We start from the raw sequence: 22662 nt of genomic DNA, 5'->3' as shown, positions 1-22662 counted from the left end.
CGGCGCGGCGGCCGCCCCGCCCCGCCCCGCCCCGGCCGGGACGGGGCGGCCGCCCTCACGAGGGCTCCTCCGGGTGCGACCGTTCGAACGCCCACACGCGCTCGAAGCCGATCATGCGGACGAAGTCGGTGAAGGGGTACAGCGCCCCGTCCCAGTCCCGGCTCGACCCGGTGGCCTTAAGGTGCGCGTAGAGCGCCCGCAGCGTCCCCGCCGCCGCCAGCAACCCGGCGACCGGGAAGATTGCCAGCTTGTAGCCCAACGCCTCCAGCTCGGCGCGGCCGAGCAGCGGGGTGCGCCCGCCCTCGACCATATTGGCGAGCAGGGGCACGCCGAAGGTGCGGCCGATCCGCTCCATCTCCTCGACGCTCTCGGGGGATTCGATGAACAGGATGTCGGCGCCGGCCTCCAGGAACGCCTCGCCGCGCCGCAGCGCCTCGTCCAGCCCGTGCGCGGTGCGGGCGTCGGTGCGGGCGACGATCAGGAAGTCCTTCGACGAGCGCGCCTCGGCCGCCACCTTGACCTTGCGGGCGGCGTCGGCCAGCGGGACGACGCGGCGGCCGGGCGTGTGGCCGCAGCGCTTGGGGAACTCCTGGTCCTCGATCTGGATGGCCTGCGCGCCGGCCGCCTCGTAGCCGCGCACGGTGTGGTCGACGTTGAGCAGGCCGCCGTAGCCGGTATCGCCGTCGGCGATCAGCGGGGTGGCGGTGCCCTCGGCGATCTGGCGCACCCGGCCGACCATGTCGGTGTAGGTCGCCAGCCCGGCGTCGGGAAGCCCGAGGTGCGAGGCGACGACCCCGAACCCGGTCATGTACAGCGCGTCGAAGCCGGCCGCGTCGGCGAGCCTGGCGGAGACCATGTCGTAGACGCCCGGCGCCACGATCAGACCCGGCTGGTGCAGCCGTTCGGCAAGGGTGGTCATTGTCTTCCCCAATTCGTAAGAAGCCCCTCCCCCCGCGCGGGGGAGGGGCTTTTCAAAGGATCCCAAGCCTTTTCACCGCGCCGGGTAGGTGATCTTGCCCGCCGCCTTGTCGGCCGGCCACACCACCTCCTGGCCGCCGTCCGGCTTGTACTGCACGGCGATCATGCTCTTGTCGGTGATCAGCTGGTGCTTGCCGCCCATCTCCGACGCCGTGTAGGCGACCTTGCCGTAGGGCGTGTCGAAGGTCATCGACGCCAGTCCGGCGAGGATCTTGCCGCGGTCCCACGTCCCGGCGGCCTTCGCCGCGTCGATCAGCGTCCGCATCGCCACGTAGCCCTGCACGGCGCTGGAGACCACCTCGCCGCCGCGCTTGGCCTCGGCCTTCTTTACCCAGTCGGCGAGGCCGGGGGTGGTCTGCTTGGCCGACCACAGGTCGATGACCACCACGTTGTCGCCGGCCGGCCCGAAGTCGGAGCGCTTCTCGCCCGCCCCCTGGGTGACCAGCAGCTTCGGCTTGATGCCCAGCTGGTCGGCCTGCCGGGCGATCTGGATGTTGTCGCCGGAATAGCCGATGATGAACAGGATGTCCGGATCCAGCCCCTTCACCCTGTTGAGGATCGGCGCGAAGTCGGGGGTGCCGGCCCGGTACGGCTCGTTCATCACCACTTCCAGGCCGGCCTCCTTGGCGTACTGCTGGGTGAACTTCGAGCCGTCGGTGCCGTACAGCTTGTCTTCATAGGCGATGGCCAGCGTCTTGGCGCCGGGGATGCTCTTGAAGAAGGTCACCGCCGCCTTCTGGCGGTGATAGTCCCAGATGTAGATGTGATAGTACCAGTCGTGCTTGCCGAACCCCTCCTCCAGCCGGACCGAGGAGGAGCCGGCGTGCATGAAGATCGGCTCGAAGCGCTGCAAGGCGTTCAGCAGCGCGTAGTCCGACGTGCTGCCGAAGCCGCCGACGAAGGCATCCACCTTGTCCTGCGTGGCGAGCTTGGCGGCGACGGTGGCCGAGGTGTTGGGCTCGCCCTTGGTGTCCTCGACGACCAGCTCGATCTTCCGCCCGAGCAGGCCGCCGGCGTCGTTGGCCTCGCCGGCGGCGTACTGGATGCCCCAGAGGATCTGGTTGCCGCCGCCGGCCAAGGCACCGGTCAGCGGCAGCGGCACGCCGATCCTGAGCGGCGGCTGCTGCGCCATGGCGGGAACGGCGGCCATCGCCGCGGCCGCCAGCAGGCTTGCGAGTATCCGTCCCATGGTCCGTCCTCCCCCTGTTTTCGTTGGCTATAGTCCCAGGTATGCGACCCTCAGCCGCTCGTCGTGGCGCACCGCGGCGACCGGCCCGGACAGCGCCACGTGTCCCTCGTCGAGCACCAGGCAGGTGTCGGCGATGCCCATGGCGGCGGCGAAGTTCTGCTCCGCCATCACGATGGCGCAGCCGGCCGACGCCTTGATGCGGCCGAGCGCCTCGAACAGCTCCTCGACCAGCTTCGGCGCCAGTCCGGCCGAGGGCTCGTCGAGCATCAGCACCTTGGGCTCGATCATCAGCGCGCGGGCGATGGCGAGCATCTGCCGCTGCCCGCCGCTCATCGAGCCGGCGAGCTGGCTGCCGCGCTGCTTCAACACCGGGAACAGCTCGTACACGCCGTCGAGCAGCCGCTGCCGCTCGGCCCGCGCCGCGCGCGGCCGCAGCGCCTCGAAGGCGCCGCGCAAATTCTCCTCCACCGTGACGGTGGCGAAGCAGCGGGCGCCGTCCGGCACATAGGCGAGGCCGGCGTGCGCCAGCTGCCACGTGGACAGCGCCGACAGGTCCTGCCCGTCCAGGCGCAGCGCCCGGCGGCCGGTATCGGCGGTGCCGGCCAGCGCGCGCAGCGCCGTCGTCTTGCCGGCGCCGTTCGGCCCCAGCAGCACCAGCAGCTCGCCGCCCGACACCTCGAAGGCGAGGTGGGGGATGACGGTGAGGGCGCCGTAGCCGGCCCGCTCGACGGTGGCCTGGAACCTGTTCACAGCGTGAACCCCTTTCCCAGATAGGCCTCGCGCACGTCCGGGTCGGTCAGCACCCGCTGCGGCTCGCCCTCGGCCAGCAGGCGGCCCTGGTTGAGGACGATGGCGTGCCGGCACAGCGTGGCGATGATCCGCATGACGTGCTCGATCACCAGCACGGTGACGCCGGCGGCGTGGATCTCGCGCACCAGGGCGATCACCTGCTCGGTGTCCTCCAGGCTCAAGCCCGCCATGGACTCGTCGAGCAGCAGCACGTCCGGCCGGCAGGCCAGCGCCCGCGCGATCTCCAGCCGCCGCAGGTCGGAGACGGAGAGCTGGCCGCAACGCGTGCCCCCCGCCGGGCGCAGCCCGCAGTAGCGCGCGAGGTCGGCAGCGCTCCGCACCCCCGGCGGCAGCGGACGGTCCGAGCGGGCGTAGCGCAGCGGGACGGAGATGACCTCCTCGATGGTCAGCTCCTTCGGCACCTTCGGCACCTGGTAGGTGCGGGCGAGGCCGCGGTGCACGATGCGGTCGGGGCGCAGCCCGGTGATGGCGCCGCCGCCCAGCAGGATCCGCCCGGCGGCCGGTGGGATCTGGCCGGACACCATGTTGACGAAGGTGCTCTTGCCCGAGCCGTTCGGGCCGATCAGCGCGGTGATCGTGCCCTCGGGGATGGCGAGCGTCACGTTGTCGATGGCGCGCAGGCCGCCGAACGCCACCGTGCAGCCCTCGATGCGCAGCCCGCTCATGACGCCAGCCTCGCCTTGGCGCCGTCGGGGCGCTCCGTGGCCTTGCGCCGGCGCAGCAACCCGCGGGCGAAGCCGACCAGCCCGGCCGGCATGCCGACGATGAACAGGATGATCACCGCGCCGTACACCACCTGATAGCCGACGCCGCCGACGAAGTGCCGCGCCACCTCCTCCAGCAGGCGCAGCGCCACCGCGCCGACCACCGGGCCCAGCGTGGTGTCCATGCCGCCGAGGATGGTCACCGCCAGCGGCAGCACGTTCCAGTTGGTGGTGAACACGTCGTCCGGGATGACGTAGCCGTACAGGCCCGCGTAGCACGCCCCGGCCAGCCCGGCGACCATGCCCGACACCGCGAAGGCGAGGATCTTCAGCCGCGTCACCGGCACGCCCGAGGCGGCGGCGAGGTGCGGGTTGTTGCGGATCATGAAGAAGGCCGGGCGGAAGCGCGATCCCAGGAACACGTCACTCACCGCCGCCGCCGCGACGAGGCAACCGGTGATGAACAGCAGCTGGTGCGGCGGCGAGCCGCCGGCGAGCACCGGCGGCATGATGCCGGTGGAGCCGCCGGTGAGGTCCGGCGTCACCAGGATGAACACCTGGATCGACAGGCTGAAGGACAGCGTGGCGATGGTGAAGTACAGCCGCCTGAGGCGCAGCGTCACCGCCCCCAGCAGCACCGCCACCGCCCCGCACAGCAGCAGGCCCGCGATCCACCCCAGCACCGGCCCGAGCACCGGCGTCAGCAGCGCCGAGCCGTAGCCGCCCATGCCGAAGAACGCCGCGTGCCCCAGCGACACCTGCCCGGTGCGGGACAGGATGTCCCAGGCGAGCGCCAGGATGGCCGACACCGCGATGCCGATCGCCACCTGCACCAGGAAGGCGTGCTCGGCCAGTGCGACCGCGACGAACGGCGCGGCGACGGCCACGTAGAATCCCAGACGGAGGACCAATATGTTCATCCCTGCCGCGTTCATGCCTGCACCTGCTTGCCGAACAGCCCGCTGGGCCGGACGATGAGGACGAGCAGCAGCAGCAGGAAGGCGACGCCGAAGCCCCAGCTGCCGCCCTGCGGCACGAAGGTGCTGACCAGCCCTTCGACCAGCGCCAGGATGGCGGCGCCCATCAAGGCGCCGGGAATGTTGCCGAGGCCGCCCAAGGCAATGATGGCGAAGGCGCGGATCACCAGATCGACGCCGACGCTCGGCTGCACGTACAGCACCAGCGCCACCAGCCCACCCGACACGCCCGCCGCGGCGCCGCCGATGACGAAGGACAGCTCGAACACGCGGTCCACGTTGATGCCGGCGTGCAGCGCCAGCTCCGGATCGTCGCTGGCGAAGCGCATCTGCGTGCCGTAGCGGGTGTGGTTCTTGATCCACAGCATGGCGAGGAACAGCAGCAGCCCGACCAGCGCCACCGCCACGTTGTTGCCGGGCACCGTCACCGGCCCCAGGCGCAGCGGCGGCAGCAGCGCCGGCGCCTGCATGACGCGCGGATCCGGCGACCACAGGATGACCGCGATGTTGAGCAGCAGGATCGACAGGCCCAGCGTGGCGAGCAGCTGGTTGTGCTCGTCCTGCTTCAGCACGCGGGCGAGGAACAGCCGGTAGACCAGCGCCGACAGCAGCCCGAGCGCCACCCCCGACGCCGCCATGCCCAGCCACGGCGACACCCCCCAGCGGGTGTGCAGGCCGTAGGTCAGGAAGGCGCCGAGCATGACGAACTCGCCGTGCGCGAAGTTGATGATGCGCGTCACCCCCACGGTCAGCGTCAGCCCCGCCGCCACCGCCGCGTACAGCGCGGCGACGGTGAGCGACAGGATGACGGCCTGGAGAACGGCTGCGGTGGTCATCGCCCCTACGCCTCCGGTGCGTCGGTGGCCTCGGAGAAGTCGAGCAGCTTCGACTTGTACTCGCTGCGCGGCAGCGTGCCGGCCGGCACCAGCTGCACGGCGGTGCTGACCACCAGCGTGGCACGGACGTCGTGCTCGATGCGCTCGCGCAGGGAATCGTCGGCTGCCGTACCCTCCGCCAGCTCGACCACCACCTTCAGCGGCGGCGCCTGCTTCACCCCCTTCGCCTTGGGGCGGATGGAGATGACGCCGGTGACGGTCGGCTGGAAGCGGTTGACCACCTCGCGCACCGCCGAGGGGAAGACGTTGACGCCGCGCACGATCAGCATGTCGTCGGTCCGCCCGATGCAGCGCACCCGCGGCGACGTGCGGCCGCAGGCGCAGGGCTCGGTGTGGATCACCACGTGGTCGCGGGTGCGGAAGCGCAGCAGCGGCGCGCCGCGGTGCTGCAGGTGGGTCAGCACCAGCTCCCCCCGGGCGCCGTCGGTGACCGGCACGGCGGCGCCGGTGTCCGGGTCGATCAGCTCGAAATGCACGAAGCCGCGGCCGGAGAAGTGCATGCCCTGCTGGTGCTCGCACTCGCCCCACAGCGAGACCGAGATGTCGCCGATGCCCATCGCCTCGGTGACGCGGGCGTTCCACGCCTCCTGCAATTTGGCGCGCATGGCCGGCTCGCCGCCGCCGGGCTCGCCGGCGACCAGGATGCGTTCGACGCTGCTGGCCCGCAGGTCGAGCCCGCGGGCCTGCGCCACCTCGGCCAGATGCAGCGCGTAGGACGGCGTGCAGGCCAGCGCCTGCGGCTTGAGCAGCTGGATGGCGGCGAGCAGCCGCTCGGTGTTGCCGGTGCCCACCGGGATGTGGCAGAGGCCGAGGCGCGGGAACGCCTCCAGCGCCGCACCAGCGACGAAGGGGCCGGCGTTGTAGGTGGTGACGATGCGCTGTCCCGCCTCCACGCCCGACGCCGCGTAACTGCGGCAGGATGTGCGCACCCAGTTCTCCAGGTCGCCGGCCGTCAGCGGGATGTAGCTGGGGATGCCGGTGGTGCCGCTGGTCGAGAAGATGCGCACCACCGATTCCATGGGCGCGGCGAGGTGGGTGCCGATGGGGTGGGCCTCGCTGCGGCTCTGGCGCAGTTCGTCCTTCTCGGTCAGCGGCAGCGCGGCGATCTCGCCCAGCCCGCCGACCACCTCGGGCGTGGCGAAGCCGGCGGCGTTCAGCTTGTCGCGGAAGAAGCGGGAGTGGGCGAAGAGGTGGCGCACCTGGTCCCGGTACAGCGGGTCGTCGTGCGCGCGCTGCTCCGCCCAGGGGCGGGTCTCGATCTCGGGCTCGAAGATCATGACGGATGCTTTTCCTCAGCCGGCGGGGTCGTAGGCGATGGCGCTCTCGGCGTGGTGGGCGAGCAGGAAGCCGATGGGCCGCCGTTGCTCCTCGGCGAGGTGGCCGAGGATGCCGGCGGTGCGCGCCAGGATCGGGATCGCCTTGGTCATCGCCGGCGGGAAGTCGAGGTCCATCAGCACCGCGGCGATGGGGCCGGAGACGTTCAGCGGCATCGGCTTGCCCCATGCCGCCGCGACGGCGCCGCGCAGCCGCTCCAGCATGTCGGCGTGGCGTCCGGCGACGCCGCGCTCGCGCGCCAGGGCCAGGATGCGCTCGGCCCGCGGGTCGAGCGGGTGGTGGATGGGGTGGCCGAAGCCCGGCATCTTGCCGCCGCGGGCGCGGATTCCCGATGCTATGGCGTGCGCCGCAGCGTCCGGCGCCTCGCCGGCATCGACGCGGGCCGCCGCCTCGGCCAGCACCTGGGCGCACAGCTCCGAGGTGCCGAGCACCACGGTGCCGCAGCCGAGGATGCCCGCGGCCACCGCGCCCTGCAGGCTGTCCGGCGCCGCCGCCAGCGTCATCCGCGCCGCCTGCGCGGTCGGCGTCAGCCCATGCTCGGCGATGGCGACCAGCAGCAGGTCGAGGAAATAGCGCTGCTCGGCGCTCGGCCGCGCGCCGGTCACCAGGAAAAAGAAGTATTCGGTGAAGCTGAAGTCGCCCATCAGCCCGTTCACGAGGTCCTGCCCGCGGACCTCGATGCTGCTGGCGTCCGAGGTGCAGATCCCGCTGACCGCGGGACCCGCCTTGCCGATCATCATCGCGCTCCTCCCTTCGCCGGTCGCGGGGACGAGGAGGCCCGTGCGCAGCCCATGCATGGGGCGTGCGGCGACACCGCTGGCGCGGGTGGATCGGGGCGTTTCCTCGGCAAGCGCCCGGCGGCGCTCTTATCGTTCGATTGTAGGACAATAATGTTGGACGAACCGATTGTCAACCGGGCTTCGGACTGGTAAGAAAAGAGGGCATGACCCTGACCGCCGACAGCACCCCTCCGTTACCGGCCAACGACCGCCCCGACGCCCCGGCGCATGGCGGCACCGTGGACTACGTGGTCGAGCAGCTGCGCGACGGCATGCTCCAGGGCCGCTTCGCGCCCGGCCAGCGGCTGGTCGAGGCCGACCTGACCCGCGAGCTGCGGGTCAGCCGGGGTCCGCTGCGGGAGGCGTTTCGGCGGCTGTCGGCGGAAGGGCTGATCGAGATCGTGCCGCACCGTGGCGCGCTGGTTCGCCGCCTGACCCAGCGCGAGATGACCGAGCTGTTCCAGATCCGCAGCAGCCTGGAGGCGCTGGCCGCCCGCCTCGCCGCCGCCGGGGTGGCCGACCCGGAGGTGCGCGCCCGCTTCGAGGCGGACATCGCGCCGATCTGGAACGATGGCCCGCGGATGGCCAGCCTCGACTACATCGACGAGAACCACCGCTTCCACGACGCCATCGTCGCCGCCAGCGGCAACGCGCAACTCCTGCGGCTGACGCGGCAGCTGCGCCTGCCGGTGCTGATGTACCAACTGATCGGCTCCCTGAAGGCCGAGAACATCGCCGCCTCCCTGGCCGAGCACCGCGCCATCGCCAGGGCCATCCTCGCCGGCGACGGCGCGGCGGCCGAGCGCTGCGTGACCGCCCACCTGCGGCGCGCCGTCGGCATCGCCGAGGCGATGCCGGAGCGGGTGTTCGGCCGGTAGAACCCGCTGCACCCTTCGGACAACTTCATCCGTAAAGGACGCCTCATCCTTTATTGACCGTGCCCGAATCGCGAACTCGGCTGTTTGACGCTTCAATGGAATAAAGTCCGAACGCGTCCAACCTCGAGGTGCAGCGATGGCAGAGCGCTTCACGAAATCGGCCGCGCGCAACATTTTCTACGGCGGGTCGCTGTTCTTCTTCGTCACCTTCGTCGCGCTGACGGTGCACAGCCACTACTACATGCGGACCGCCAGCACCGACGAGGCCACGCTGTCCGACGGCGTCGCCCGCGGCAAGCATGTCTGGGAGCGGAACTCCTGCATCAACTGCCACACGCTGCTCGGCGAGGGCGCCTACTTCGCCCCGGAACTCGGCAACGTCTGGGTCCGCTACGGCGGGCGGGACGACGCCGAGAGCGCGCGGGCGGCCCTGAAGGCGTGGATGCAGGCGCAGCCGAGCGGGGTCGAAGGCCGCCGCCAGATGCCGCAGTTCAACCTGACCGAGCAGGAACTCAACGATCTCGTGGATTTCCTCGAATGGACCAGCCGCATCAAGACGCAGGGCTGGCCGCCGAACACCGCGGGCTGAAGGGAACGAGGCATCCGATGAAATACGCCACCCAACGCATCGCCTACTGGTACTTCGCCAGCGCGATGGCGCTGTTCGTCGTGCAGGTGCTGGTGGGGACGCTGGCCGGGACGGTCTACGTCCTGCCGAACTTCCTGTCCGGGATCCTGCCCTTCAACATCCTGCGGATGATCCACACCAACGCGCTGATCGTGTGGCTCCTGCTCGGCTTCTTCGGCTCGGCCTACTACCTGATCCCGGAGGAGGCCGAGCGCGACATCCTGAGCCCGGCGCTCGCCTACGTCCAGCTGGCGATCCTCATGGTCGGGGCGCTGTCGGCGGTCGTCGGCTACACCCTGGGCATCCACGAGGGGCGCGAGTTCCTGGAGCAGCCGCTCTGGGTCAAGGCCGGCATCGTCGTCGCCGCGCTGATCTTCCTCTACAACGTGTCGCTGACCGTGCTGCGCGGCCGCAGGACGGCGGTCACCAACGTGCTGCTGCTCGGCCTGTGGGGCATCGCCATCTTCTTCCTGTTCGCCTTCTACAACCCGTCCAACCTCGCCCTGGACAAGCTGTACTGGTGGTACGTCGTCCACCTGTGGGTCGAGGGAGTCTGGGAACTGGTGATGGCGGCCATCCTGGCCTTCCTGATCATCAAGATGACCGGCGTCGATCGCGAGGTCGTCGAGAAGTGGCTGTACTCCATCGTCGGGCTGGCGCTGTTCTCCGGCCTGCTCGGCACCGGCCACCACTATTACTGGATCGGCGCCCCGGGCTATTGGCAGTGGATCGGCTCGCTGTTCTCGACGCTGGAAGTGGCGCCTTTCTTCGCCATGGTGCTGTTCGCCTTCAGCATGGCGTGGCGGGGCCGGCGCGACCACCCCAACACGGCCGCCATGCTGTGGTCGCTGGGCACGCCGGTCATGGCGTTCTTCGGCGCCGGCGTGTGGGGCTTCATGCACACGCTGTCCTTCGTCAACTACTACAGCCACGGCACGCAGGTCACGGCGGCGCACGGCCACCTCGCCTTCTTCGGCGCCTACGTCATGCTGAACCTGAGCATGATCACCTACGCCCTGCCGCTGCTGCGCGGGCAGTTCCCGTACAACCAGGTGCTCAACATGTGGAGCTTCTGGATCATGACGTCGGCCATGGCCTTCATGACGTTCACCCTGACCTTCGCCGGCGTCGTGCAGATCCACCTGCAGCGCGTCATGGGGCTCACCTACATGGAGGTCCAGGAGCAGCTGACCCTGTTCTACTGGATGCGGCTGGGATCGGGCGTGTTCGTCGCGCTCTCGGCGCTGCTGTTCATCTACTCGGTCTTCGGCCCGGTCCGGGAGCAGGTGCCCGCACGCACCCAGCCCTCGGTGGCGCCGGCGGAATGACTTGCCCAACCGTTATTTGACCGGGTGAAGGAGCCGTCATGAGCAAGCTCTCCGCCACCGTCCTCGTCGTCCTCGCCGCGCTGTCCGGCCCGGCCTGGGCGCAGGCCAACCTGAGGCCGGACCCGAACCCGCGCGTGCCCCCGCAGCCGGGCCAGTCCCTGCCGGTGGAGGACGCGCTGTTCCTCCGGCAAGCCACCGCCGCCAGCCAGGGGCAGCAGGACCTGGGGCGGCTCGCCGCCGAGAAGGCCCCCGACGACGCGTTCAAGGCGATGGCGCAGGGGATCGCCGGGACCCACCGCAAGCTCGCCGAGCAGTTGAAGGGCCTCGCCCAGGGCCGGCCCCTGCCGCCCGCCGACGCCCAGGGCGCCGCCGGGGCCGTGACCAACCCGGCGAACGCCCACGAGGCCATGGCGGGGGATGCGGTCAACGCCCTGAAGGGAGCGAGCGGCGAGGCGTTCGCCAAGGGGTACATCGAGGCGCAGCTCCGCATCCATGACCGCATCGTGGATCTCTACCAGACGGAGGCGTCCAACACCCCCGCCCGCGACCTCGCGACCTTCGCGATCACCAGCCTGGTCGCGGTCCAGAAGGATCGGGACGCCCTGCGGCAGATGGCCGGCCGGTTCGGGATCAAGGCGCCGGCCGCGGGGCAGGCGATCCAATACGGCGATCCGGCCAAGGCCCGGTGATCGGCGGCGACGCCAGGGTGCCGGCGTCGGCGAGCGCCGCCCGCAGCCGTACGGCGGCGTAATCGACGAAGGCCCGGACCTTGGCCGAGGCGCGCCGCCCCCCGGCGTGCACGAGCTGCACGGGGACCGGCGGCGGCTCGAAACCGGCCAGCACGATGGCGAGGCGACCCGCCCGCAGTTCGTCGGCGATCTGGTAGGCCAGCACCCGCGTCAGCCCGCGCCCGGCGACCGCCGCGGCCACCGCGGCGTCGGCCGTGTTGACCACCAGCCGGGCCGGCGGCGTCACCGTCTCCGCCGCGGACCCCGCGGGAAAGCCCCACTCCCGCCACGTCCCGGCCGGCGAGAACTCCACCACGTCCATGCGCTCCAGGTCCGACGGCCGTTGCGGCACGCCGCGGCGCGCCAGATACTCCGGCGCGGCGCAGACCACCCGCCGCATCGTGCCGACGCGCACCGTCCGCAGCGTGGAGTCCGGCAGCTGCCCGATGCGCAGCGCCACGTCCATCCCCTCCTCGAGCAGATCGACGACGCGGTCCAGCAACAGCAGGCGCGCAGTGACGTGGGGATGTTCTTCCAGGAAATCGAACAGCACCGGCGCCACGTGCAGGCGGCCGAACATCACCGGCGCCGTCACCGTCAGCTCGCCGCGCGGCTCGGCATGGGTGCCGGCGGCCGAGGCCTCGGCTTCCGCGATCTCGTGGAGGATGCGCTTGCAGTCGCCCAGGTAGCGCGCGCCGGCCTCGGTCAACCGCACAATGCGCGTGGTGCGGTGCAGCAGCCGGGCGCCGATGCGTTCCTCCAGCGCCGCCACGGCGCGCGTCACGCTGGGCGTCGACAGCGCCAGCCGCCGGGCCGCGGGCGCGAACCCGCTCTCCTCGGCCACGGCGACGAACACCCGCATCGCGGTCAGATGGTCCATGGCGTTATTTCAAGATCTGAAACGATGCATTGTCAACATCACCGATTATCGGTGCTAACAGAAAGGAATAGGGTTTCCTTCACCGCAAACCCTCCGCATCGGGAGCCCCGTTCATGGCCGCGCCGAGCACCCCCATCCGCCTCTACCGCCACCCGCTGTCCGGCCACGCGCACCGGGTCGAGCTGATGCTGTCGCTGCTCGGCCTGCCGGTCGAGCCGATCGACGTCGACCTCCGGGGCGGGGCGCACAAACGGCCGGAATTCCTTGCCAGGAACCCCTTCGGCCAGATTCCGGTGATCGAGGATGGCGACGTGACGCTGGCCGACAGCAACGCCATCCTGGTCTATCTGGCAGGCCGCTACGACGGGGCCGGGCGCTGGCTGCCGCGCGAGCCGGTCGCCGCCGCAAGGGTGCAGCGCTGGCTGTCGGTGGCCGCCGGCCCGCTCGCGGCGGGCCCGGCCGCGGCCCGACGGGTGACGGTGTTCGGCGCCCCGCTGGACCACGCGCACTGCAAGAGCGTTGCCGCCGATCTGTTCGCCGTGCTCGACCAGCATCTGGTCGGCAACGCCTTTGTAGCCGGCGACGCACCGACCATCGCCGACGTGGCGCTCTACAGCTACACGGCGCACGCGCCGGAGGGCGGGGTGGCGCTCGATGCCTATCCGAACATCCGCGCGTGGCTGGCGCGCATCGAGGCGCTGCCGGGCTTCGTGCCGATGCGGCGGTCCGCCGTCCCGGCGGCCTGAGCAGGGGAAGTGGCCATGGACTCCCCCTTCCACCCCGGCGAGCGGATGCTCCAGGAGCGCGCCGGCGTGCGCGACCGGGTCGAGCAGGCTGGCCGCCGCGGCATCCGCGACCACATGCCCGACCAGCACCGCGAGCTGTTCGGCAAGCTGCCCTTCATCATCGTCGGTGCGCTCGATGGCCAGGGCTGGCCGCGCGCGACCCTGCTCGCCGGGGCGCCGGGGTTCGTGGAGACGCCGGACGCCCGCACCCTGGTGCTCGGCGCGCAGCCGGCGACGGGCGACCCGCTGCACGGCCGGCTGGTCACCGGGGCGGAGGTCGGGCTGCTCGGCATCCAGCTGGAGACGCGGCGGCGCAACCGCATGAACGGCCGCATCGAGCGTGCGGACGCGGCCGGCTTCGCGGTCCGTGTCGGGCAGAGCTTCGGCAACTGCCCGCAGTACATCCAGGCGCGCGCCCCGGTGCCCACCGGCCGGCCGCCCCGTCCGGTCGCCCGGGTGGAAGGAGCGCTGTTATCCGCTGCGGCGCGGGCGCTGGTGGCGCAGGCCGACACCTTCTTCCTTGCCACGGCGGCGCCGGCCGGCGTCGACGTATCGCACCGCGGCGGCGCGCCCGGCTTCGTACGGGTGGATGAGGGGGATGGGCGCACCGTGCTCACCGCGCCGGACTTCCGCGGCAACTTCTTCTTCAACAGCTTCGGCAATCTGGTGCTGAACCCGCGGGCCGGGCTGCTGTTCGTCGATTTCGCCACCGGCGGCCTGCTGTCGCTGGCCGGCGAGGCGGAAGTCGTCTGGTCCGGCCCCGAGCTGGAGACCCTCGCCGGGGCCGAGCGGCTGCTGCGCGTGCGCGTTACCGGCGGCGTCTTCGTGGAGGACGCCGTGCCGCTGCGCTGGTCGGTGCCGGAGCGGATCGCCCCGGATCTTTAGGGTGGCTTCCGACCGAGGTGGTGCCCGGCTGGAGCGCCCCGACGTCCGTCCCATCGCCGCCGAATTGGGGGACGGCGCCCGCGCCTGAGGGGTGATGTCACAGCGAATACCCGGGCGGGTGCGGCAGCCGGGGGTATATCTCCGGCCGCTCGCCGGGGAACGGCAAGCCCCCCGGCTTCACAGGCCGGTGAAACGCTGCTACCGTCGCACGGCAGCACCGGCTGGGGCACCGGGTGTCCTGCCCGGCAGGTGGAGCCGGGATCGACGGCGGCTTCGAGGAACGCGGCCGGCGTCCGCTGGGCCGATGACAGCATGAGGAAAGTGCGTTCGATGGTGGTGGCGCCGCAGCCCGGTTCTCGCTCCAGCTTCCTGTACCCGATGCCGGTCCACAGCGATCTCGACATGGGACGGGTGAACGACCTCCTGGAACGGCACTGGAAGCTGAACCGGTCGGCGGTCAACGCCGACACCGACGTCCTGGCGCGCTACCTCGCCGACCGGCTCGGCGCCCGCATCATCGAGGCGAAGAGCGGCGAGGAGTGCCTGACCTGGACGATGCCCAACCACTGGCGCGTCCGCAAGGGCCAGCTGCGCCGGCTGTCCGGCGAGGTCGTCTGCGACTTCGCCGACAATCCGCTGCACCTGTGGACCCATTCCATCGGCTTCCGCGGCATCGTCAGCCGGGACGACCTGCTCGCCAACCACATACAGACCGACCCCTCGCGCCCCGAGGAGTTTCTCTACTACTACCGCAACGGCTACAAGCCGGCGGAGCGGCAGTGGGGCTTCAGCCTGCCCCACCGGCTCGTCGAGAGCCTGACGGACCCGCAGTACGAGGTGGAGATCGACGCCGATCTCGACCGCGAGGGGTCGCTGAAGGTGGTGGACGCCTTCCTGCCCGGCGAGCTGCCGGACACCGTCTTCATCATGGCGCACACCTGCCACCCGGCGCTGGTCAGCGACGGGATCGGCTGCATCGCGGTCGCCAACGAGCTGTTCCACCTCCTCAACGCCCGTCCGCGCCGCCGCTATTCCTACCGCTTCCTCTACGGCCCGGAGTATTTCGCCGCCGCCGCCTACCTCGCCAAGGCCGACCCCGAGACCATCGCGACCCTCAAGTTCGGCATCTACCTGGACATGCTCACCACCAACGAGCCGATCGGTTTCCAGACCTCGGTGCGCGGCAATTCCCGCGTCGACCACATCGTGCGCAACGTGCTGTCGTCGCACCGGCCGCTGCTGATCGAGCGGCCGAGCCGCGCGCTGTGGGGCAACGACGAGATGTTCTACGACGGTCCCGGCTTCAACATTCCGACCGTCGGGCTCGGCCGGCTGATGCACCGCGAGTACCACTACAACACGGACGACCTCGCGCACGTCAATCACTACCACGTGCGGGAAAGCCTGTGGATCCTGAGCCGGGTCGTCGAAGTATTCGAGACCGACTACGTGCCGGTGCGCGGGTTCGACGGCCCGCTCTACCTGTCGCGCTACCCCCAACTGCAGGCGAAGGTGCCGGCGCTGTCCACCTCGGCGGCCAGCCATCGCCTGCTGATGCTGGCGGACGGGCAGGCCTCCTGCCAGGACCTCGCCCAGACCCTTGGGCTGGACTACTTCCAGGTGCGGACGTTCTTCGACGAACTCGTCGGGCTCGGGCTGGCCGCGCGGCGCGAGCGCCCGCCGACGGCCGCGGACCTCGGGTCCGATCAGGTCGCGCCGCTGCTTGCTGGCCGTTAGGGCGGCGGGGGTGGCATGCGCTTCGTGACCACCGCGGGCATCCGCGACGCGCTCGCCACCGCCGGCCTCGGGCGGGGGCAGATCGTCTTTGCCTACACCGACCTGCGGACGGTGGGCATGGTGGAGGGGGCCGGCGACCGCGACGCGTTCTGCGCGGCCTACCTCGGCGCGATCATGGACGTGCTCGGCCCGGAGGGAACGCTGGTCGTGCCCACCTACACGACCCAGGTCGCCCGCTTCGACATCGACTTCGTGCTGGAGGAGACGCCGACGCCGATGGGGCTGTTCCCCGAGTACGTGCGCACCCGCCCCGGCGCCGTCCGCTCGGTGCACCCGCTGCTCTCGCTCACGGCCTACGGCGCGGACGCGGCGCGCATCTGCTCCGACAACGGGACCAGCGCCTACGGTCCGGACTCGCCCTTCGCGCGCCTGCTGGAGGCCGACGCGCGGACGCTGGTCATCGGGCTCGACCGCTACTACGCGATCGGCGGCGTCCACCACCTGGAGGCCGCCTGCCAGTTGCCCTACTGCTACAACAAGCTGCTGAAGTGGCAGCCGGTGGTCGGTGGGCAGCGGCTGTCCCGCCAGTACTTCGCCACCGTCCGTTACCCCGAGTTCATGGGGATTCCCTACGATTTCACCCGTTTCGCCGACGCCCTGGACGCTGCCGGCGGCATCCGCCGGGCGCCGCTCGGGCGGTCCGAGGTGTTCGCGGCCGACTACCGCCACGCCTTCGAGACCGGCATGCGGTTGCTGCGCGACGATCCCTACCTGCTGCTGCGCGAGCCGCCGCCGTTCGTCTACGGCACGGTGCCGTTCGACGGCCCGACCGCCGCCCACGACCGCGTCGCCGGGCCGGGCGACGCCGACCGCCTGTCCTCCATGAACTGGCTGGGCTATTACCTGTAGACGCGCGCTCCACGCGCGTCCTTGCGAGGAATGATCGCCCATGAAGATCCTGTCCGTCACCCCCAGCCCGCGGGCGGCCTGACGTGGGCGGCATGGAAGCATCGCTCCCGCGGCTCAAGGTGTTCCTGGCCGGCAACGCGACGCTACGCCCGATGGCGGCCGGCATCCGCGAGGGCGCCCTGGCCGCGGGCGTCGATGCCCTGGTGACGGACGCGCCCGCCGACCAGCTGGGGCCCATGGTCTTCGACCCGGCATCCGCGTTCCACGCCGAGCGCTGGGACGTCGCCGTCCTTCACCTGTCCAGCCTCGGGCTCACGGCCGCCGGCACCGCGCCGCGCGACGGCGTCGCCGGGGATCTGGCCGCGGTGGTCGCCGCCATCCGCAGCCGCAGCGACGCGCGCATCGCCGTCGTGCTCCCCGAGCCGCTGGAGGAGGAGTGGGATCCGTCCTCCCCGCTGGCCGCGTGGCGGGCCGGCGTGGTCGCCGCCATCCGTGCCGCGCTGGACGACCGGGTGCTGGTCATCGACCCGACGCCGACCCTGCTGGAGGTCGGGGCGGCCAGCTGGTACGCGGCCCGCTTCTGGTACCACGCCAAGCTGCCGTGCCACCCCACGGCGCTGGCGGCGCTGGGCCGTCGGGTGGGGCGCGGCATCGCCGCGGCGGCGGTCCGGCCGGTCAAGGTGGTGGCCTGCGACCTCGACAACGTGCTGTGGGGCGGCATCGTCGGCGAGGATGGCTGCCACGGGATCGCGCTCGACGTGCACGGCGGCGGCGGCCCCTTCATCCGCCTGCAGGCCTACCTGAAGCACCTCGCCGGGCGCGGCCTGCTGCTCGTCGCCGTGTCGAAGAACAACCCGGACGACGTCCGCACGGTGTTCCGCGAGCGGCGGGAGATGCTGCTGGGCTGGGACGACTTCGCCTGCGTGCGCGCCAACTGGGAGCCGAAGTCGGCCAACCTGCGCTCCATCGCCGGGGAGCTGAACCTGGGGCTCCAGAGCTTCGCCTTCCTCGACGATTCGCCCTTCGAGCGGGCCGAGGTCCGCGCCGCGCTGCCGGAGGTGACGGTTCCCGAACTGCCGGCGACGCCGGAGGACTACGTCCCCTTCCTGGTCCGCTCCGGCCTGTTCGGGACCCCCTTCGTCACCGGAGAGGACCGCGAGCGGCAGCGGCACTACCGCGAGAACCAAGCCCGCCGGGACGCGGCGCAGGCGGCGCCGGACCTCGCCGGCTTCCTCGACTCGCTGGAGCTGGCGGTCGCGGAACTGCCCATCGACGCCGCCAGCATCGAGCGCGCGGTGCAGCTGATCGGCAAGACCAACCAGTTCAACCTGACCGGCCGGCGCCACGGCGCGGCGGCGGTGCGGGCGATGGCCGACGACCCCGCCGGCTTCGCCCGCTGCTTCCGCGTGACCGACCGCTTCGGCGACAACGGCATCACCGGCGTGCTGATCGCCACGCCGGACGGGGACGACGGCTGCCGGATCGACACCTGGGTGCTGTCCTGCCGCGTCATGGGGCGGACGGTGGAGCGGGCGATGTTCGCCGCGCTGGTGGAGTGGGCGGCGGCGCGCGGCATACGCCGGATCATCGGCGAGCACGTGCCGTCCGACCGCAACCAGCCGGTCGCGGGGCTGCTGCCGGAGCTTGGGTTCGAGCGCGGCGAGGACGGGCTGTACCGCTACGACGCCGCGCGGCCCTACACCGGCAACCGGCACGTCCGCGTCGCCGCGATCGATCAGGGGAGCGCCCGCGGCGCCCCTTAGCGGGGCGCCGCGGGCGGGCCGTGGCCCGGCCTACGCCCGCACGCCCGCCAGGGCGGCGTTCAAGGTGGCGCTCGGGCGCATCACCGCGTCGAGCTTCCCGGCGTCGGGCAGGTAGTAGCCGCCGATGTCGACCGGCTTGCCCTGCACCGCGTTGAGCTCCTCCAGGATCCTGGTCTCGTTCTCGGCCAGGGTCTTCGCCAGCGGCGCGAACGTGGCCGCCAGTTCGGCGTCCTCGGTCTGCGCGGCCAGCTCCCGGGCCCAGTACATCGCCAGGTAGAACTGGCTGCCGCGGTTGTCGAGCTCGCCGGTCTTGGCGCGCGGTGACTTGTTGTTGTCGAGCAGCGTGCCGGTGGCGGCGTCCAGCGTCCGGGCCAGCAGCTTGGCGCGGGCGTTGTTCTCCTTGAGGCCCAGGTCTTCCAGCGACACCGCCAGCGCCAGGAACTCGCCCAGCGAATCCCAGCGCAGGTGGTTCTCCTCGACGAGCTGCTGCACGTGCTTCGGCGCCGAGCCGCCGGCGCCCGTCTCGTACATGCCGCCGCCGTTCATCAGCGGCACGATCGACAGCATCTTGGCCGAGGTGCCCAGCTCCATGATCGGGAACAGGTCGGTCAGGTAGTCGCGCAGGATGTTGCCGGTGACCGAGATGGTGTCCAGGCCGCGGATCACGCGCTCCAGCGTGTACCGCATGGCGCGCACCTGGCTCATGATCTGGATGTCGAGGCCGGCGGTGTCGTGGTCCTTCAGGTACGCCTTGACCTTCTTGATCAGCTCGTTCTCGTGCGGGCGGTACGGGTCCAGCCAGAACACCGCCGGCATGCCGGAGTTGCGGGCGCGCGTCACCGCCAGCTTGATCCAGTCGCGGATCGGCGCGTCCTTCACCTGGCACATGCGCCAGATGTCGCCCTGCTCGACGGTCTGGCTCAGCAGCACCTCGCCGGTGGCGATGTCGGTGATGTTGGCGACGCCGTCCTCGGGGATCTCGTACGTCTTGTCGTGCGAGCCGTACTCCTCGGCCTGCTGCGCCATCAGGCCGACGTTGGGCACGGTGCCCATGGTCTTCGGATCGAAGGCGCCGTGCCATTTGCAGAAGTTGATCATCTCCTGGTAGATGCGGGCGAAGGTCGATTCCGGCATGACCGCCTTGACGTCCTTCAGCCGGCCGTCGGCCCCCCACATCTTGCCGCCGTTGCGGATCATCGCCGGCATCGAGGCGTCGACGATCACGTCGTTGGGCGAGTGGAAGTTGGTGATGCCCTTGGCCGAGTCCACCATCGCCAGCTCGGGCCGGTGCTCGTGGCAGGCGTGCAGGTCGCGCTTGATCTCGTCCTGCTTGGACTGCGGCAGCGTGGCGATCTTGTTGTAGAGATCGACCATGCCGTTGTTGACGTTGACGCCCAGCTCCTCGAACAGCGCGCCGTGCTTGGCGAACGCGTCCTTGTAGAAGATGCGCACGCAGTGGCCGAACACGATGGGGTGCGACACCTTCATCATCGTCGCCTTGACGTGCAGCGAGAACATCACGCCGGTCTTGTGCGCGTCCTCGATCTGCGTCTCGTAGAAGTCGAGCAGGGCCTTCTTGCTCATGAACATGCTGTCGATGATTTCCTTGTCCTGCAAGGAAACCCTATCCTTCAGCGCGATGGTCTTGCCGCCCTTGGTGGCCAGCTCCATCCGGACGTCGCGGGCGCGGTCCAGCGTCATCGACTTCTCACCATGGTAGAAGTCGCCGTGGTGCATGTGCGAGACGTGGGTGCGCGACGCCTGGCTCCACTCGGCCATGCTGTGCGGGTTCTTGCGGGCGTATTCCTTGACGGCCTTCGGCGCGCGGCGGTCGGAGTTGCCCTCGCGCAGCACCGGGTTCACGGCCGAGCCCAGGCACTTGTTGTAGCGGGCGCGGATGGCCTTGTCGGCGTCGGTCTTCGGGTCCTCCGGGAAGTCCGGGACGCTGAAGCCCTTGGACTGCAGCTCCTTGATCGCGGCGATCAGCTGGGCCACCGAGGCGGAGACGTTGGGCAGCTTGATGATGTTGGCGTCCGGTTCCAGCGTCTTGCTGCCCAGCTCGGCCAGCACGTTGGGCACCGTCTGCGCGTCGCTGAGGTACTCCGGGAATTCACCCAGGATGCGGTTGGCCACCGAAATGTCGGCTTCCGCCACGTCGATGCCGGCCGGCGCGGCAAAGGTGCGGACGATCGGCAGGAACGACGCCGTCGCCAGCCGCGGCGCCTCGTCCGTCAGCGTATAGATGATCTTCGGTGCACCAGAAGCCATGGGTTTCCTCGTCCGGGAGTTCTCAGGGTTGTAGGGCTGACATTTGTTATTGACCGGTACGGCGGCTACAGGAAGGTACCTGTGTTGGCGGGGCCAACAATGCGGCACGGTGTCCTAGCGGCCGTCCGCGCCCCGGGGCGGCGTCTTTTCCGACCAATGTTATATGACATTGCCGGCGCCGCAGCGTCAAGGCGGGCCGCCCCGTCGCTAGCCCGGCCACTCCGCTGCGGCGGCCGGATCGTGTTGGAGATCCACCGGGAGGGCACGACCGTCCTGATGGTCGAGCACGGCACCGGCAGCGCCATGCTGGAGAATCCGCACATTCAGAAGGCCTATCTGGGGGATGAGGCGCCGACGGTGTGGTCGATCACGGTCCATCACCGTCCCTTCGCGCCGGGAGAGCGTTGCGGGCCAGCACCATGAGCAGATCCGATTGCGCCACCGTGCCCAACAGCCTGCCGCCGTCATCCACGATCATCGCCTCGGGCGTCCGGCTGCCGACCAGCGGGCCGAGGAGCCGGAACGCGGGCGTCTGCGGCCGCTCGATATGCGCCGGCGCCATGAGGTCGACGACGCGCGCGGCGTCCTGGACGAGTTGCGCGTGACCGATCGCCCCGATCACCACGTTGCGCGCATCGACCACGGGCAGCGCGTGGCGCCCATGCTCGTCCAGCAGTCGGCGGGCGACGCCCGCCGGGGCGTCGGCGGAGACCGCAGGCACGTCGCGGGACATGACGTCGGCGCACGTGACCTCGCCGTGCAGCCGTTTCATCGCGTGGAGTTCGGCCCGTGCCAGGAGCGCGCCGAGGTCCTCGCGGCTGATGTCGAGCGCCTCGCCGAGTTCCTGGATCGCTTCGTCCACGTCGTCCGGCGTCACGCCGCCGCGCGGTGGGGTCGGCGGATGAACGGTCTGGTGCGCCGGTTCCGGCTTCACCTTCGGGACGTGCGGATAGGAATGGCCGGAGTACCGGTGGAACAGCCATCCGGCCGCGACCAGCAGGACGGAGTTGACTGCGACCGGCAGGAAGGCGAAGCCGAGCCCCGAGGCCGCCACCGCCGGCCCGCCGAGCACCGCGGTCAGCGCAGCGGCCCCGCCGGGCGGGTGCAGGCAGCGCGTGAGGGACATCGCGGCGATCGCCAGCGCGACCGCGGTCGCGCCGGCCAGCATGGGGTCGTGAATCGAACCGGCGACGAGGGCACCGATCAGCGCGGACAGGGTGTTGCCGCCGATGATGGGCCAGGGCTGGGCGAGAGGGCTGGCCGGCACCGCGAACAGCAGCACCGCCGACGCCCCCATCGGCGCGACGAGGACCGGCGCGCTGGTGACGAAGCCCAGGGTCAGGCTGCACAGCACCCCCACCACGGCGAGGCCGAGCAGGGCGCCGCAGCAGGCGATGAGGCGGTCGCGGAGATTGGCGCCGGGAAGAATGGGCCTGAACAGCGCGATGCGGCGGCGGTTCCGGCTCTTCGCCAGAAACATGATCCTCAAACGGCGCGGCAGGAGCCGCATCTCGGCCTTCATTCCCTCTTCCTTCCCGGGCGGTGGACCTGTGCGGTACCGACCCTAGGACCTCAGGTTAAGTTGAGGTCAAGCGAAAAGATGCAGCGCTGGACCACGGCGGCGACCGGCGATTCCCACCCCGAAATTTCCTCTTGACCTCAAGTTAACTTAAGGTTCTAGGGTCGAGTCCAACGGCTCGGATCGCCTGCGGATCGCGCAGGGCGGAACACGCTCGTACAGCGGGTCCGGGCGCTTGAAGGGAGGTGCCTGTGATCTCTCCGACATCCGTGAATTGGACGATGCTCAACACGTTGCGCGCCATGCCGGGCCCGTCGGCGATGATGCCGCCGGCCTCGCTGCTGTCGATCACCAGCGCGGCGAACCTGAAGCCCGCCGTCCTCCGGCCGGCGCTCGACGAACTGATCAAGTGCGGGTTCGTCCGGGAATACGTCACGCAATACGGACGGTCCTACGCGCGGACGGCGAAGGGCGACGCGCGGATCCTCGAAGTGAAGACCTGGCTCCGCTAGCCGGACGCCTGAACCGTGACACCGCAAGCAGGCCCAGCGGGCCATGAGGGGGGACGAACGGCATGAGCAAGGCTCTCGACGGAGTGCGGATCCTGGACTTCACCCACGTCCAGTCCGGCCCGACCTGCACGCAGCTGCTGGCGTGGTTCGGCGCCGACGTCATCAAGGTCGAGC

General features: G+C 70.6%; 21 protein-coding genes and 1 pseudogene. 11 read left to right on the top strand and 11 right to left on the bottom strand.

The annotated features are described in order from the left end of the window. Positions 1-55 precede the first annotated feature (55 nt). The 8 genes and pseudogenes from TSO221_RS18145 to TSO221_RS18110 all read right to left on the bottom strand — a co-directional run. Positions 56-919, bottom strand: coding sequence for an isocitrate lyase/PEP mutase family protein (locus TSO221_RS18145; RefSeq protein WP_109119927.1), 864 nt, complete (start codon positions 917-919; stop codon positions 56-58). A gap of 72 nt (positions 920-991) precedes the next feature. Continuing rightward, positions 992-2167, bottom strand: coding sequence for an ABC transporter substrate-binding protein (locus TSO221_RS18140; RefSeq protein ID WP_109119926.1), 1176 nt, complete (start codon positions 2165-2167; stop codon positions 992-994). Positions 2168-2194: 27 nt separating this feature from the next. Continuing rightward, positions 2195-2917, bottom strand: a complete 723-nt coding sequence (locus tag TSO221_RS18135) for an ABC transporter ATP-binding protein (protein WP_158284129.1) — start codon at positions 2915-2917, stop codon at positions 2195-2197. Then, positions 2914-3642: an ABC transporter ATP-binding protein gene (locus tag TSO221_RS18130; protein WP_109119924.1), complete on the bottom strand. Its 729-nt coding sequence runs from the start codon at positions 3640-3642 to the stop codon at positions 2914-2916. Before TSO221_RS18130 ends, TSO221_RS18135 begins: the two co-directional genes overlap by 4 nt. Then, a complete protein-coding gene (locus TSO221_RS18125) occupies positions 3639-4592 on the bottom strand; it encodes a branched-chain amino acid ABC transporter permease (protein WP_158284128.1) in 954 nt (317 codons plus the stop codon). Before TSO221_RS18125 ends, TSO221_RS18130 begins: the two co-directional genes overlap by 4 nt. 20 nt (positions 4593-4612) lie before the next feature. Then, positions 4613-5494, bottom strand: coding sequence for a branched-chain amino acid ABC transporter permease (locus TSO221_RS18120; protein ID WP_109119922.1), 882 nt, complete (start codon positions 5492-5494; stop codon positions 4613-4615). 5 nt (positions 5495-5499) lie between these two features. Beyond that, entirely contained in the window at positions 5500-6831 is a 1332-nt protein-coding gene (locus TSO221_RS18115) for an AMP-binding protein (protein ID WP_109119921.1), read from the bottom strand. Between the two features lie 15 nt (positions 6832-6846). Further along, positions 6847-7692 (bottom strand): annotated as a pseudogene (locus TSO221_RS18110) (citryl-CoA lyase); the annotation flags it as partial. Between the two features lie 140 nt (positions 7693-7832). Here TSO221_RS18110 and TSO221_RS18105 point away from each other — a divergent pair. From TSO221_RS18105 to TSO221_RS18090, 4 genes are all read left to right on the top strand, one after another. Further along, positions 7833-8546, top strand: a complete 714-nt coding sequence (locus TSO221_RS18105; protein ID WP_109119919.1) for a GntR family transcriptional regulator — start codon at positions 7833-7835, stop codon at positions 8544-8546. A gap of 136 nt (positions 8547-8682) precedes the next feature. Then, positions 8683-9135 carry a cytochrome c gene (locus TSO221_RS18100; RefSeq protein ID WP_109119918.1) on the top strand — a complete coding sequence of 151 codons (453 nt, stop codon included), beginning with the start codon at positions 8683-8685 and terminating at the stop codon, positions 9133-9135. Between the two features lie 17 nt (positions 9136-9152). Beyond that, positions 9153-10502 carry a cbb3-type cytochrome c oxidase subunit I gene (locus TSO221_RS18095; RefSeq protein ID WP_109119917.1) on the top strand — a complete coding sequence of 450 codons (1350 nt, stop codon included), beginning with the start codon at positions 9153-9155 and terminating at the stop codon, positions 10500-10502. Between the two features lie 38 nt (positions 10503-10540). Then, the gene (locus TSO221_RS18090) at positions 10541-11191 is read left to right on the top strand and encodes a DUF4142 domain-containing protein (protein ID WP_109119916.1); all 651 of its coding nucleotides are present in this window, start codon (positions 10541-10543) and stop codon (positions 11189-11191) included. Here the strand turns inward: TSO221_RS18090 and TSO221_RS18085 are convergent. Then, positions 11133-12110 (bottom strand): LysR family transcriptional regulator, encoded by a 978-nt coding sequence (locus TSO221_RS18085; RefSeq protein WP_109119915.1) that lies wholly within the window; start codon positions 12108-12110, stop codon positions 11133-11135. The genes TSO221_RS18090 and TSO221_RS18085 overlap by 59 nt on opposite strands. Before the next feature lie 113 nt (positions 12111-12223). Here TSO221_RS18085 and TSO221_RS18080 point away from each other — a divergent pair, with 113 nt between their 5' ends. The 5 genes from TSO221_RS18080 to TSO221_RS18060 all read left to right on the top strand — a co-directional run bounded on the left by TSO221_RS18080 (position 12224) and on the right by TSO221_RS18060 (position 18189). Then, positions 12224-12856, top strand: coding sequence for a glutathione S-transferase (locus TSO221_RS18080; RefSeq protein WP_109119914.1), 633 nt, complete (start codon positions 12224-12226; stop codon positions 12854-12856). 15 nt (positions 12857-12871) lie between these two features. Beyond that, positions 12872-13780: a pyridoxamine 5'-phosphate oxidase family protein gene (locus TSO221_RS18075; RefSeq protein ID WP_109119913.1), complete on the top strand. Its 909-nt coding sequence runs from the start codon at positions 12872-12874 to the stop codon at positions 13778-13780. A 312-nt stretch (positions 13781-14092) separates the two neighbouring features. Further along, the gene (locus TSO221_RS18070; protein ID WP_109119912.1) at positions 14093-15517 is read left to right on the top strand and encodes a DUF4910 domain-containing protein; all 1425 of its coding nucleotides are present in this window, start codon (positions 14093-14095) and stop codon (positions 15515-15517) included. Positions 15518-15532: 15 nt separating this feature from the next. Then, positions 15533-16426, top strand: coding sequence for an AAC(3) family N-acetyltransferase (locus TSO221_RS18065; protein WP_109119911.1), 894 nt, complete (start codon positions 15533-15535; stop codon positions 16424-16426). Positions 16427-16518: 92 nt separating this feature from the next. Next, positions 16519-18189, top strand: coding sequence for an HAD-IIIC family phosphatase (locus TSO221_RS18060; RefSeq protein ID WP_146208843.1), 1671 nt, complete (start codon positions 16519-16521; stop codon positions 18187-18189). Between the two features lie 30 nt (positions 18190-18219). On the opposite strand, the gene TSO221_RS18055 is transcribed toward TSO221_RS18060, so the two are convergent. Further along, positions 18220-20457, bottom strand: a complete 2238-nt coding sequence (locus TSO221_RS18055) for an NADP-dependent isocitrate dehydrogenase (RefSeq protein WP_109119909.1) — start codon at positions 20455-20457, stop codon at positions 18220-18222. A 367-nt stretch (positions 20458-20824) separates the two neighbouring features. Further along, a complete protein-coding gene (locus TSO221_RS18050) occupies positions 20825-21979 on the bottom strand; it encodes an HPP family protein (RefSeq protein WP_109119908.1) in 1155 nt (384 codons plus the stop codon). 278 nt (positions 21980-22257) lie between these two features. Here TSO221_RS18050 and TSO221_RS18045 point away from each other — a divergent pair, with 278 nt between their 5' ends. Together TSO221_RS18045 and TSO221_RS18040 are read left to right on the top strand one after the other, a co-directional pair. Then, positions 22258-22488 carry a hypothetical protein gene (locus TSO221_RS18045; RefSeq protein WP_247878112.1) on the top strand — a complete coding sequence of 77 codons (231 nt, stop codon included), beginning with the start codon at positions 22258-22260 and terminating at the stop codon, positions 22486-22488. Between the two features lie 62 nt (positions 22489-22550). Further along, a partial coding sequence (locus TSO221_RS18040; protein WP_146208842.1) for a CoA transferase occupies positions 22551-22662 on the top strand: 112 nt, incomplete at its 3' end.

The organism is Azospirillum sp. TSO22-1, from assembly GCF_003116015.1.
Lineage (GTDB): Bacteria > Pseudomonadota > Alphaproteobacteria > Azospirillales > Azospirillaceae > Azospirillum.
Note: the sequence above shows the minus strand (reverse complement) of the source record. Positions and strands in the feature narration are given on the sequence as shown.

Bases quoted from the DNA above. Each gene is read 5' to 3' on its own strand.
- TSO221_RS18145 (WP_109119927.1), bottom strand. From the start codon at position 919: ATGACCACCCTTGCCGAACGGCTGCACCAGCCGGGTCTGATCGTGGCG.
- TSO221_RS18140 (WP_109119926.1), bottom strand. From the start codon at position 2,167: ATGGGACGGATACTCGCAAGCCTGCTGGCGGCCGCGGCGATGGCCGCC.
- TSO221_RS18130 (WP_109119924.1), bottom strand. From the start codon at position 3,642: ATGAGCGGGCTGCGCATCGAGGGCTGCACGGTGGCGTTCGGCGGCCTG.
- TSO221_RS18120 (WP_109119922.1), bottom strand. From the start codon at position 5,494: ATGACCACCGCAGCCGTTCTCCAGGCCGTCATCCTGTCGCTCACCGTC.
- TSO221_RS18115 (WP_109119921.1), bottom strand. From the start codon at position 6,831: ATGATCTTCGAGCCCGAGATCGAGACCCGCCCCTGGGCGGAGCAGCGC.
- TSO221_RS18105 (WP_109119919.1), top strand. From the start codon at position 7,833: ATGACCCTGACCGCCGACAGCACCCCTCCGTTACCGGCCAACGACCGC.
- TSO221_RS18100 (WP_109119918.1), top strand. From the start codon at position 8,683: ATGGCAGAGCGCTTCACGAAATCGGCCGCGCGCAACATTTTCTACGGC.
- TSO221_RS18095 (WP_109119917.1), top strand. From the start codon at position 9,153: ATGAAATACGCCACCCAACGCATCGCCTACTGGTACTTCGCCAGCGCG.
- TSO221_RS18090 (WP_109119916.1), top strand. From the start codon at position 10,541: ATGAGCAAGCTCTCCGCCACCGTCCTCGTCGTCCTCGCCGCGCTGTCC.
- TSO221_RS18085 (WP_109119915.1), bottom strand. From the start codon at position 12,110: ATGGACCATCTGACCGCGATGCGGGTGTTCGTCGCCGTGGCCGAGGAG.
- TSO221_RS18080 (WP_109119914.1), top strand. From the start codon at position 12,224: ATGGCCGCGCCGAGCACCCCCATCCGCCTCTACCGCCACCCGCTGTCC.
- TSO221_RS18075 (WP_109119913.1), top strand. From the start codon at position 12,872: ATGGACTCCCCCTTCCACCCCGGCGAGCGGATGCTCCAGGAGCGCGCC.
- TSO221_RS18070 (WP_109119912.1), top strand. From the start codon at position 14,093: ATGAGGAAAGTGCGTTCGATGGTGGTGGCGCCGCAGCCCGGTTCTCGC.
- TSO221_RS18065 (WP_109119911.1), top strand. From the start codon at position 15,533: ATGCGCTTCGTGACCACCGCGGGCATCCGCGACGCGCTCGCCACCGCC.
- TSO221_RS18060 (WP_146208843.1), top strand. From the start codon at position 16,519: ATGGAAGCATCGCTCCCGCGGCTCAAGGTGTTCCTGGCCGGCAACGCG.
- TSO221_RS18055 (WP_109119909.1), bottom strand. From the start codon at position 20,457: ATGGCTTCTGGTGCACCGAAGATCATCTATACGCTGACGGACGAGGCG.
- TSO221_RS18050 (WP_109119908.1), bottom strand. From the start codon at position 21,979: ATGAAGGCCGAGATGCGGCTCCTGCCGCGCCGTTTGAGGATCATGTTT.
- TSO221_RS18045 (WP_247878112.1), top strand. From the start codon at position 22,258: ATGCTCAACACGTTGCGCGCCATGCCGGGCCCGTCGGCGATGATGCCG.